Annotated in this window: 12 protein-coding genes; 6 read left to right on the forward strand and 6 right to left on the reverse strand. The window is 67.9% G+C overall.

Annotated features, from left to right (window positions below):
- The 4 genes from FL311_RS35700 to FL311_RS35715 form a co-directional block, all read left to right on the forward strand.
- On the forward strand, positions 1 to 811 hold an 811-nt coding region (locus FL311_RS35700), incomplete at its 5' end, for a DUF3014 domain-containing protein (protein ID WP_368668606.1).
- A gap of 113 nt (positions 812 to 924) precedes the next feature.
- Positions 925 to 3,039, forward strand: coding sequence for a nitrogen regulation protein NR(II) (locus tag FL311_RS35705; protein WP_141332157.1), 2,115 nt, complete (start codon positions 925 to 927; stop codon positions 3,037 to 3,039).
- Entirely contained in the window at positions 3,029 to 4,390 is a 1,362-nt protein-coding gene (locus FL311_RS35710; protein ID WP_141332158.1) for a sigma-54 dependent transcriptional regulator, read from the forward strand. The genes FL311_RS35705 and FL311_RS35710 overlap by 11 nt, the downstream gene beginning before the upstream one ends.
- A gap of 96 nt (positions 4,391 to 4,486) precedes the next feature.
- Positions 4,487 to 4,996 carry an OmpA family protein gene (locus FL311_RS35715; protein WP_141332159.1) on the forward strand — a complete coding sequence of 170 codons (510 nt, stop codon included), beginning with the start codon at positions 4,487 to 4,489 and terminating at the stop codon, positions 4,994 to 4,996.
- A gap of 107 nt (positions 4,997 to 5,103) precedes the next feature.
- Here the strand turns inward: FL311_RS35715 and FL311_RS35720 are convergent, their stop codons facing one another.
- The 4 genes from FL311_RS35720 to gspC all read right to left on the reverse strand — a co-directional run bounded on the left by FL311_RS35720 (position 5,104) and on the right by gspC (position 7,635).
- Positions 5,104 to 5,700 carry a hypothetical protein gene (locus FL311_RS35720; protein WP_141332160.1) on the reverse strand — a complete coding sequence of 199 codons (597 nt, stop codon included), beginning with the start codon at positions 5,698 to 5,700 and terminating at the stop codon, positions 5,104 to 5,106.
- Positions 5,701 to 5,771: 71 nt separating this feature from the next.
- Positions 5,772 to 6,206: a hypothetical protein gene (locus tag FL311_RS35725; RefSeq protein WP_046714694.1), complete on the reverse strand. Its 435-nt coding sequence runs from the start codon at positions 6,204 to 6,206 to the stop codon at positions 5,772 to 5,774.
- Between the two features lie 82 nt (positions 6,207 to 6,288).
- The gene (locus FL311_RS35730) at positions 6,289 to 6,732 is read right to left on the reverse strand and encodes an acetyltransferase (RefSeq protein WP_141332161.1); all 444 of its coding nucleotides are present in this window, start codon (positions 6,730 to 6,732) and stop codon (positions 6,289 to 6,291) included.
- Positions 6,733 to 6,771: 39 nt separating this feature from the next.
- Positions 6,772 to 7,635 carry a type II secretion system protein GspC gene (gene gspC / locus FL311_RS35735; RefSeq protein ID WP_141332162.1) on the reverse strand — a complete coding sequence of 288 codons (864 nt, stop codon included), beginning with the start codon at positions 7,633 to 7,635 and terminating at the stop codon, positions 6,772 to 6,774.
- A gap of 233 nt (positions 7,636 to 7,868) precedes the next feature.
- Here gspC and FL311_RS35740 point away from each other — a divergent pair, with 233 nt between their 5' ends.
- Positions 7,869 to 8,687, forward strand: a complete 819-nt coding sequence (locus tag FL311_RS35740; protein WP_141332163.1) for a zinc-ribbon domain-containing protein — start codon at positions 7,869 to 7,871, stop codon at positions 8,685 to 8,687.
- On the opposite strand, the gene FL311_RS35745 is transcribed toward FL311_RS35740, so the two are convergent.
- Together FL311_RS35745 and FL311_RS35750 are read right to left on the reverse strand one after the other, a co-directional pair.
- Positions 8,684 to 8,890, reverse strand: coding sequence for an alpha/beta fold hydrolase (locus FL311_RS35745; RefSeq protein ID WP_141332164.1), 207 nt, complete (start codon positions 8,888 to 8,890; stop codon positions 8,684 to 8,686). The genes FL311_RS35740 and FL311_RS35745 overlap by 4 nt on opposite strands.
- Before the next feature lie 65 nt (positions 8,891 to 8,955).
- On the reverse strand, positions 8,956 to 10,716 hold the full coding sequence (locus FL311_RS35750; protein ID WP_141332165.1) for a hypothetical protein: 1,761 nt from the start codon (positions 10,714 to 10,716) through the stop codon (positions 8,956 to 8,958).
- A 102-nt stretch (positions 10,717 to 10,818) separates the two neighbouring features.
- Here FL311_RS35750 and FL311_RS35755 point away from each other — a divergent pair.
- On the forward strand, positions 10,819 to 11,377 hold a 559-nt coding region (locus FL311_RS35755), incomplete at its 3' end, for a transposase (protein ID WP_141332166.1).

Genomic DNA, 11,377 nt, shown 5'->3' on the forward strand with positions numbered 1-11,377 from the left:
AAGTGGAGGACTCATGGACGGCAATGGCGGTGATGTGGTGGGGAAGCTCGAGCGTGGCGCGCTCTGGGGTTGGGGCCTGGTGATTCTGGTGGCGGCGGTGCTCGCGGGGGCCGGGGTGTGGCACGGCCTGCTGCATGGCGCACCGGACACGCCCGCCGCGCCGCAGCCCATCGCCCAGGCGCCCAAGGCACTGGACCGGGGCCCGGACGCGCCGCTGCCTCCCGCGACGGAGATCGACGCGCTGCTGCGCTCGCGGCTGGCGGGGGCCTCGTCCCAGCGCGAGTTCGGGGTGTGGCTGCGCGAGGCGGACCTGCTGCGCCGCTTCGTCGCGGTGGTGTCGAACATGGCCAGCGGCGAGAGTCCCCGCGCGGTGGTGGGCTTTTTGGCCCCGTCCGGCGACTTCCAGGTGCGCACCCACGAGGGTCGCACGCACATCGCGAAGCGGACGTACGGCCGCCATGACGCGGTGGGCCGGGTGGTGGGCAGCCTGGACTCGACGCTGCTGGTGGACACGTACCGCGAGGTGCGGCGGCTGGCCGAGCGCCTCCACCAGGAGAGCGCGCCGCCGGGCAGCTCCTTCGAGGCCACGCTCCAGCGCGCCTTCGAGCAGGTGCTCGCGGTGCCAGTGCTCGACGGTGACGTGGAGGTCCTGGCCCGGGGCGCGCTGTACGTGTACGCGGACCCGGCGCTGGAGGCGCTCACGCCCGCGCAGAAGCACCTGCTGCGGATGGGCCCGGCGAACCTGCGCCTCATCCAGGGCAAGGTCCGCGAGGTGTCGCAGAAGCTCAACCAGCAGGCCTCGAGGCCCTGAGTCCTCCGTTGCCGCCCGAGCCGGGCACCGACACGACGTCCGGGCCCCCGGAGCAGGGGCGGCCCGGCGGGCAACATCCCCCTCTTCCGCGCGGGATGTTGCTATCTGCCCCCATGCGCCTCTCCCTCCTGCCCGTCCTGCTGCTGTGCACGGCGCTCACCGGCGTCATCGGCGGAGCCGTGTATTTCATCCAGCGGGACAGGCAGGCGCTGGTGGACCAGTTCGCCCAGGAGCGTCAGGCCCAGCTGCGCGAGGCCGCGCGCGGGGTGTCCGAGGCCCTGGAGGACGTGGGTGAGGACCTGCGCTTCACCGCCGAGCTGCTCTCCCAGCCGGGCTCGCCCGAGGAGCACCGCCGGGAGCTGCGCGCGCTGCTGGAGGCCGTGGGCCAGTACAAGGCCATCGTCGTCTTCGGCCCCGAGGGTGACGAGCGCCTGCGCCTGCTGGACCGGCGCACCGGCGAGTCCATCGCCCGGCAGTACCCCGCCCAGGCGCTGACCCTCACGGCGAAGAGCGCGCTCGAGGGGCCCGAGGGCCACATCGCGTCCTCGCCGCCGTTGAGCGGGGATGTGTCCGGGTGGCTCAGGGCCTTCGCCACCGCGCTGCCGGAGGACTCGCCGGGGGGTGGCGGCGCGGTGGTGGTGCTGGTGGACGCCGAGCCCCTCTTCGCGCCGCTCAAGCTGCTCACCGCGGAGAGCGACACGAACCTCCTGCTGCTGGGCGCGCACGGCACGCCCACCGCGCTGAGCGCGCCGGTGCTGGTGGCCCGCTACCAGCAGCTCGGCACCGACGCGAAGGACACGCCGGGGCTGGCGCTCCTGGCCACGCGCCTGCGCGAGGGTGAGGCGGGCTCGCTCGTCATCGACCGCGCCGAGGCGATGGCGCTGGGGCTGGGCGACGCGGAGGTGGTGGCGAGCTTCGCCCCGGTGGGCATGAAGAACGGCGCGCTGTGGCCGCTGGCGTCGCTGTCCTCCACGCGGGGGCTGCGCTCGCACGAGCGGAGCCTGGTGCTGCGGCTGTCGTTCGCGGCCTTCCTGTTCTCGTCGTTCCTCATCGCCTTCGGCGTGTACGTGGTGCTGGCGCGAAGCCGCGCGGTGGCGCTCCAGGAGAGCCTGCGGCACGCCAGCCGCCTGGCCCACCTGCACGACAAGACGCAGAAGATCCTCGACCACATCCCCACGGGCGTGCTGGCGCTGTCCACGTCGGGCCGCATCACCTCCGCCAACCAGGCGCTCAGCTCGCGGATGCCAAAGGACGTGGTGGGCTCCACGCTCGCCGCGGCCTTCCCCCAGGCCCACGCGCCCGTCATCCAGCGGCTGGAGGAGCTGGTCAACGCCGCGGGCCAGGACAACCGCGTGCGCAGCCTTCACGCCGAGCCGCTGCGCCTGTTCGAGTCGGAGGGCCAGTACAACGTCCACGCGGTGCCGCTGGAGCCGCACCAGCCCGACGTGCGCACGCTGCTGGTGCTGGAGGACCTGAGCAACCTGCGCGCGCTGGAGGGGCAGCTCTTGCGCGCGGAGAAGCTCGCCACCGTGGGCGTGCTCGCGGCGGGCATCGCGCATGAAATCGGCACCCCGCTGGGCATCATCCGCGGCCGGGCCGAGTACGTGCAGGACAAGCTGGGCCCGGAGCACCCGCAGGCCCCGGGCGTGGGCGCCATCGTCGAGCAGATCGACCGCGTCAGCCGCACCATCCGCCAGCTGCTGGACTTCTCCCGGCTGCAGCCCGCCGAGTCGCGCGCGGTGACGTTGGGGCCGCTCGTCCGCGGCGTGCAGGAGCTCTTGCGCGTCGAGGCGGAGCGGCGCCACGTGGACCTGCGGCTGGACGTGTCCCAGCCCCTGCCCCCGCTGGCGGCGGACGCGGACCAGCTCCAGCAGGTGCTGGTCAACCTGCTGCTCAACGCGTGCGACGCGTGCGAGCCCGGAGGCCAGGTGCGCCTCACCGCGACGCCGGGCGAGGCGGACACGTCCGGCGCCTGGGGACACGTGTGCATCACCATCGAGGACGACGGGTGCGGCATCGCCCCCCGGCACCTGCACCAGGTCTTCGACCCATTCTTCACCACCAAGAAGCGCGGCCTGGGCACGGGCCTGGGACTCACCATGGTGGCGCACATCGTGCGCAACCACGGTGGACGCATCGAGCTGGACAGCGCGCCCGGTCAAGGCACGCGAGTGATGCTGCAGTGGCCCGCCGCGGCCCCCGCGCGAGAGGAGCAACATGTCGGTTAGAGCCCGGGTCCTCGTCGTCGACGACCACGTCGAGATGGGGCAGATGCTGCAGGAGCCGCTGGCGGACGCCGGCTACACGGTGGACGTGGCGTCCGGGGGCGCGGAGGCCATCGCCCAGCTGCGCGCCGCCGTGTACGACGCGGTCATCTGCGACTTGCGCATGAAGGACGTGGACGGCTTCGACGTGCTGGAGGCCGCGCGCAAGCTGGACCCGGACCTGCCCGTGCTGATGATGACGGCCTTCGGCGGCGTGGAGAGCGCCGTGGAGGCGATGAAGCGCGGCGCGTGGCACTACTTCGCCAAGCCCTTCCGCCTGGACGAGGTGCGGCTGTACGTGGGCCGGGCGCTGGAGCAGCGGCGCATGCGCGCCGAGCACCGCACGCTCAAGCAGCAGGCGGAGGACCGGGGCCGGCTGGGCGCCATGGTGGGCCGCAGCGGCGCGATGCGGGCGCTGTACGCGCTGGTGGAGCGCGTGGCCTGGTCCAGCGCGCCGGTGCTGGTGCGGGGCGAGAGCGGCAGCGGCAAGGAGCTGGTGGCCAGGGCGCTGCACTTCGAGGGCACCCGCCGCGCGGGCCCCTTCGTCGCCGTCAACTGCACCGCCCTGCCCCACGCCCTGCTGGAGAGCGAGCTGTTCGGACACGTGAAGGGCGCCTTCTCCGGCGCGACGAGCGCGCGGCGGGGGCTCTTCGTGGAGGCGGACGGCGGGACGCTGTTCCTGGATGAAATCGGGGACATGGCGCCGGAGCTCCAAGCGCGGCTGTTGCGCGTGCTGGCGGACGGCGAGGTGCGGGCGGTGGGCGCGGACGGCTCGCGCACGGTGGACGTCCGGGTGGTGGCCGCGACGCACCAGGACCTGGAGGCCCGGGTGAAGGAGGGCCGCTTCCGCGCGGACCTGTTCTACCGGCTCAACGTGGTGACGCTGCGGGCTCCGCCGCTGCGGGAGCGCCCCGAGGACATCCCCGCCCTGGCCGAGCACTTCCTGGAGCAGGCCCGGGCGCGCAACCCGCGCTCGCCCGTGGAGCGCTTCGCCCAGGAGTCCCTCGCGGCGCTGTGCTCGCTGCGCTGGCCGGGCAACGTGCGCGAGCTGGAGAACCTGGTGGAGCGGCTGGTGGTGCTGGGGACCCGGGACGTGGTGGACCTGGAGCAGCTGCGGCCGCACCTGGCGGAAGGGGGGCCGGAGCCCCACCCGCTCCTGGAGGCCCAACGCGAGGTCATCCCCTTGCGCAAACTGGAGAGCGAGTACATCTCTTGGGCCGTCGCGCGCTGTGGCGGGAACAAGACACGGGCGGCGGAGCTGCTCGGAATCGACGTCTCCACGATTCACCGGCGCGAGCGTTCGGAGGGCAAATAGCCATGGGCGGCTTGGCGTTTCGCAACACCGGCTGAGCGTCGCCGGGGACCTCCCGAGTGAGGACACCCCGGCACGGCGCATGCTCAGCACGAGGCCATGCGCCCCTTCCTCTCGCTTCTCGTCGTCGTCCTCGGTCTGGTGGGTTGTGCCGCGAAGCAGCCCATCTCCACGGTCTCCACCGACTCCCAGCCCCCCCATGCTCCGGTGGCCACGCGTCCGGAGCCGGAGCGTCCCTCAGCGATGACCCCGAATCCCGACACGGACCTGCACCCCATCCGCCTGGAGCCCGTCTACTTCGAGCTCGACTCGACGACGCTGCGCCCGGAGTTCCGCGACACGCTGACGCAGCTGGCGGACGACCTTCGCCAGCGGCCGCAGGCGAAGGTGAGCATCACCGGGCACACGTGTGAGCTGGGGACCACGGAGTACAATCTGGCGCTCGGTCAGCGTCGGGCCTCGGTGGTGCGCGACTACCTGCGCCGGCTGGGCGTGGAGCCGTCGCGGCTGTCCACCCTGTCCTACGGCGAGGAGCGGCCGCTCTCCACCTCCGAGCTGGAGAAGAACCGCCGCGCGGAGCTCCAGCTCTCCGGCGGCTACCTGAACTGACGCGGGGCGCCCCGTCGTGACGTGGGTGGAAACGACGACGTCCGCCACGGGCAGCGGGTGCCTGGGCGGACGTCCTCGAGACTCGTGCTGGGTTTTCGTGGGGCGGGTCAGTCCAGGCCGCGCAGCAGCTTCGACTGGGCGAAGGCGGCGAGCTGCTGGGTGTTGAACTTGCCCTGCGCGATGTCGCCCACCGCGGTGGCCGCCGAGCGGACCGTGTCGACGGTGTCCGCGAGCTTGCCCACGTTGGAGGCGCCGTTGAACAGGCTGCTGACGCCGGCCAGGGGGCCACCGGCCACCATGGACAGGCCGTTGTCGATGAACTTGTCCGCGAAGGGCTTGGCCAGCTGGCCCAGGCCGAACGGGAGGTTGTCGAGCGCCTTGCCGACGATGTCCTTGAGGGGGCCGGAGATGGCGCTGAGCGCCTTGTCCAGCAGGCCCGAGACGGAGCTGAGCGCCTCGGAGACCTTGCCCACCACATCACTGAGGCCCTTGGCCAGGCCGCTGAGGCCCTGCGCGAGGCCACCCAGGCCGCTCAGGCCCTTGGACAGCCCACCGAGCGCCTTGCCCAGGCCGCCCAGCGCGTTGCTGATGCTGTTGGCCGCCTTGCTCGCCGCGTCCGCCGCCTTGCTCGCGGCGTTGCTGGCGCTGTTCGCACCGTTCGTGCCGTTGCTACCACCTGCGCCACTGGAGCCGCCGACAGACATGGGATTTCCTCGGTAGAAATGATTATCCCCATTATCGGAGGAGCACGGAGGAAGTTGCCTCCAAGGTAGGTTCAGAGGCGATCAGGCCCCCGGGGGACGTGCTTGAGGAGGGCCTTGCGGGTCTCCTCGTCGACCTCGACCTGGGACTGGTTCTCGTCGCCGCGGAGGGAGGGCTTGCCCGCACCGGGGGCGGGCTTGGACTCGAAGCCGCTGTAGTAGGCCGGCGGAGGCCCCAGCCCCAGTTCGCCCCGGGCGGCGCCCAGGAAGAACTCGCCGACCTCCTCGATGCTGGCGGGCTCGTAACCGGACTGCTTGAGGATTTCGTCGGGGACGACCTGGAGGACGGGCTCCTTCTCCGGGTGCTGGGCGTAGTCGAGGACGAGCTCGACGTAGGCGGCCAGCTCCATGCCCACGGACTTCGCGATGCGCTGGGTGTCGGGGTCCGCGAGCAGCTCGGCGCGGACGTTCTCCACGGGACGCTTGAGGCGGGGCTTGGACTCGGACATGGAATCACTCCAGGCAACGCGGGTGACTCCCGAGGTTAGACGGACCTCGGAGCAAGCTCCAGCCTGTCTGAAATTCCAGCGATTACGACGTCACGGGACGGGGCATGGCCAGGTGGAGGAGCGGATAGGGCCGGCCCTCGCCGTCGGTGGGGCTGCGGCCCGCCTGGACGAAGCCGCAGTGGAGGTAGAAGCCCACGGCGCGGGGGTTCTGCTCGTTGACGTCGACGGTGAGCGGTCCGCGCGTGGAGACGTGGGCGAGGAGTCGTCGTCCCAGTCCGCCGCCCATGACCTGGGGGTCGACGAACAGCATCTCCACGTGGTGTCCGCTCATGCCGATGAAGGCCACGGGCCGCGTGTCCTCACAGGCGACGTGCACCTCGACGGCGGGGAGATAGACGGGCCCGAGCTTGCGGTGGATGTCCTCGAAGTCCGCGTCGCTCAGGAAGTCGTGCGTCTTGCGGACCGCGCGGCTCCAGATGTCCACGAGCGCGTCGGTGTCGGAGGGCTGGAAGGGGCGGATGGTCATGGCTCGCGGGGGGACGCGACTCGCCCGGCCTCCTGACATTCAGGGCTGGACGTCGTAGACCTTGCGCACCCGCCCCCCACCCCGCTCCAGTTCGACCTCCAGGCGCCGCTGGCTCTTGAGCAGCATGTACGTCTCCATGGCCTTCTCCAGCGAGTCGAGCTGCATGCCATTGATGCGCTGGAGGACGTCCCCGTTCTGGAGGCCGAGCTTCTCGAAGAGCGAGCCCTTCCGGATGGAGAGGACCTTGAAGCCTTGCGCCTTCCCGTCCTTGAACGCCGGCACCATCCGCGCGTCCGAGAGCGTCGAGCCTCCCGTCCAGCGGTCGAGTTCCAGATACCGCCCCGGGACTTCGTAGGTGTGCTCGCCCACGCGCCGGATGTCCGCGGCTCCGGTCGAGGGCGGACGCGGCATCGGCGAAGCGGCGCCCGAGGGGCCTCCCCGGTCGATGACCTCGCGTCGCCCCTGGACCGTGACGATGACGCGCTCACGCTCGATGGCGACGACCTCCGAGTCCTGGAGCACATCGCCCACGCGCAGGCTGCGCACCCGCCGACTCTCCAGGTCCTCCACCGACGCGAGCGACCAGTGCGCCTCGCGTGACATCAACGTCCCCACCAGCCTCGCGCGCCGTGCGCCAGGCGGCGGGCCTGCATCTCCCCCGGGGACACCGGGCGTCGGCAGGGCCACTCCCAGCAGCCTCGACAGCGTGTCCTCACTCAGCGGTGCGCGTGCCGCCCCTGGAGTAACCCGGATGGGGCGAGCGCTCGACGCCTCCCAGCCAGGAACAGGCGCGCTGAGATGAAACTCGGTGAACACGTGGACGATGCGCGACAGCAGGAACGCGACCGCGAGGATGAATGCGCCATGCAACCACCACGAGTGCCGCTCCAACCAATGTCTCATCGGGCCCGACCTCCTCCCCTCCAGGGGTGAAGCAGGGACTGAGCAAGCACGAGGCCAGGAGGGCTCCACCTCCCGGCCTTCAGAGGGACCCGCGCGGAATCACCGCGCGGTCCGGGACCTCTCGCCCGAACAGGCTGTCACGGGAGCGAGGGGTCTCCGAGACAGAGTGTCACGGTGGACGCTTGTATCAACGTCGCGGTATGGGACGGACTCCACCCCGAGCGGAGTCAGGCATGTTCATCATCTATGGAAGCTCGGCGAAGCAGCAGGAACTCGGGGAGCGGCCCGCCCTCTGCCGGGATTGCCAGCGGGAGACGACCCACCGACTCCAGCGGCACTACAGCGTCGCCCACGTCTTCTGGTTCCCGCTCTTCTCCCTGAGGACGAAGTACGTCCTCGCCTGCTCCCGCTGCAACCTGCACTCGGAGGTGCCGGAGCAGTCCATCGGCCACGTGCCGACGAAGCCCGTGCTGCACCGCCTGGGAGGTCTCTTCCCCCTCGGCGCCCTGCTCTTCTGCTGCGTGGGCTTCCCCGTGGTCGGCGCGGTGACCTCCGCCGTCACCGGCACGCAGGACGGCACGGAGGTCCAGGAAGAGCGCCACGGCTTCGACCAGCGCTTCCACGCCCAGGCCGAGGACCTCGCCCTCCAAGAGGCGCTTCAGTCCGCGTTCGAGGATGCGGGCCACACGTCCATGTCCGTCACCGCCGCCTCCGCGGCCGTGAAGGACCAGGGCATCAGGGTCATCACCGCGCGCTCCACCCACCTCAAGAAGGTGAGCAACCCGGACCGCGTGAAGCTCCTCGAGTTGATGCAGCGGACCGCCGACCAGCGCTTCGAGAAGGACGAGGTCTTCGTCGGGCTCCAGGGCAAGCTGCTCTGGGGCGGCTACGCACACCGCCTCCCGGGTGGCGCCTGGCAGCACGTCGTCAAGAGCACCACCACCAGCCCCAAGGCCGCGGCCTTCGAGGCGCTCCTCCAACTCGAGGCCCAGCAGCCCTCGGAGTCGCCCGACGCGCTCCCGACGCCCGTGGCGGACGACACCGCCCCCTAACGCGCCTGACGCAGCGGCTCGCCAGGAGCCTCGAGTGAGTCCAGGAACGCGAGGATGCGCCGGGCACAGTCCGCCGGGTCCTCCAACGGGAACAGGTGCCCGCCGGGAGCCTCCTCCAGGCGGACACCCGGGATGACCCGCCGGGCCTTGGCGAAGGCCGAGGCGGCCAGCGTGCGCGCCCCGCGAACGATGAGCGTGGGCACGGAGATGGAGCGCAGCGAGTTCCACAGGCCCTTTGGCGTCGTCTCGAAGACACGGGCCTCCCACTCTACCCATCAAAATACTGAGTCCAGAACGCATTCGTTAGCAGACGATGCTTCGAAATCACGCGCAATGTACTGCGCGTCCCCACCTCGACCAGCTTGTAGTTTTCGCTATCGCAAACAAGCTCCGTCTCAATCTTATTAACCAGAAGGCCATGCATAACCTTTGCACAAGCGGCAGGAGAGCGAGCCACCAGAATGCCATTCAGAACACCGCTACTAAGGATCACCTGCAAGGCCAGAGGATGCACCTCTCGAAATGTCTTCGCTCGTCTCTCAAAAAAAAGCCCAACATGAACTAGCCGCTCAATGAGCGCTCGTTTGACGACGTCAGACGGCACGGGACGAGGACTAGATGCAGGACGACGAGTCAGGCTCTCCAAATACAGCCGAACAGGCTCTCTGACCCCTTCAACCAAGCCGTCGATCTCGCCATACAAATCAAAATCCGCCCAATGCGCCTCTGCTATTCTCGCAACGTCGCCCCCCGAAAGCGCTGACAACTTCTTCACCAAAATCTGAGAGACCTCAGTCTGTCGATCAATCCCCTCCTCATCCTCTATCTCAAGACTTTGCCTCAGCTTCTGAAGCTCTTGGTCCCCCATCTGCATCAGTGCTTCAGAATTAATGTTCGCTGCATCATCAAAAAGGCGTGGCACATACACAACGACCGGTTTCCCTTGTCCCAGCGCCACCGAGGCTTCGCTGTCTTTTCCGAAGGTATCCCCTTTCTGTGCCATATACACTGTCATTCGAGCTCGCTTTAGCACCAACGCCTCAACAAGCCCCTTGGCAACTCGATCCGATATCCACGACTGAGTCGGATTGAAGTATCTCAAGTACAGGTGAGCCACTTCTGGATCCGAGAAAAGGGACTTCACGAAACTATTGACCGAAATAAAGTCTGCGCGTTCACGCATCGACGTAGCAACGTAGACATCCATGTACGGTTCGGTCAGATATGCCGCCAGATTCTTCAGCCCCAGATTCTGGGTCTCTTCTATCCTGGCCAGTTCCTGATCTTCAGGAGCTACCCTTTTAGCCTCCCGCTCAAGCGCTTCTGGGTCAGTCGTTCCAAACAGCGTCGTTTCAATCTTGATCTGAGAGTCGAATTTCCGCAACAGCGTCTGTATGCGGCTAATTCGCTTGTCGGACACCCCAGCAAGACCAGCTTTCGGGTTTGCCCTCAACCCCGAAGCCAGTTCAGTTAACTTAGAGGATAACTCTTGCCGTTCCCGACTCTGCTTCCGCACCTTTTCAACCGAAATATAGCCAAGATCATCTAAGCGATCTGGTGAGATTTCAGATATCGAAGTAAACGCTCGTCGCTGCGTAAACTGACTCTCATCCACCTCCTTTAGTGGCGCCAACTCACCACCAATATCATCACACTCCCTCAACGTCTTAAATGCCTGTCGAAAACTCCCGTAAATCCGAATCGCTATCTTCTGAAACTCCTGAACCTTGCCTTTGAGCGCGCCTATATTTGCAAATGCACCCGACCCCAAGAACCGCTCAAAGAAACGGCGGGAGACAGGCTTCTCTCCGTAGAACGTCAATATTGAATTAAAATGAGCAAACGACTGCTCAGGCGACATTCCCCTCGAAAGCAACTGCGCAATAGCATCAACAGCAAGCCGTCGCGACACTCCATCAAGCAGCTCAAGAGATACTGGCCGGCCAAGCAATTCACCAACCTGCTCCTGAAAATCCATCGCCTTCAAATACTCTGGGTGAATCGCCTCAGCCCACAATTGTTCGGGCACATCTAGAGCGCCGATCAGGTTACGGCGAGGGAGCAGGCAGGCGGTAGGGGATCGACTCGGGCTGTGGTCGCGTGATCAGGTCGCCACCTTCGGAGGTGGCGCATGGAACGCTGGAAGCCGGCTGTGGAGCAGAGCGCACGGGAGCAGCGCCTGCTGAAGCTGGCGGGGAAGAGCAGGAAGCTTTTCGTCTTCCTGCGCGAGCATCGGCACGAGTTGTTCGACGATGCCTTTCAGGACGAGCTCGAAGCGATGTACCGACAGACGGGCCAGGGACAAGAGCCGCAGCCGCCCGCGATGATGTGCATGGCGCTGTTGGTGCAGGCCTACACGCAGGCATCGGACGCCGAAGCCGTGTGCCTGTCGGGCACTGACAGCCGGTGGCGGATGGTGTTGGACCGACTCGGCGCGGACGAGGACGAGCCCGCCTTCTCCCAGGGCGGGCTGCAGCAATTCAGGGAGCGACTCATCGCGACCGAGATGGACCGCCGGCTGCTGGAGCGCACCGTTGAGGTGGCGAAGCGGACGAAGGGCTTCCCTCAATGGTCAGGTGAAAACCGGCCAAAGAGGGTCCCGTCAAAACCGGCCAAAGAGAGAGGGCCGAGACAGGAGGACTCCTACCCTGCGGACTCGGCGGACCGCAACTCCATGGCCCCCTTGGTGC

Origin of the sequence: Myxococcus sp. AB025B (assembly GCF_006518215.1) — a bacterium.
GTDB lineage: Bacteria > Myxococcota > Myxococcia > Myxococcales > Myxococcaceae > Myxococcus > Myxococcus fulvus.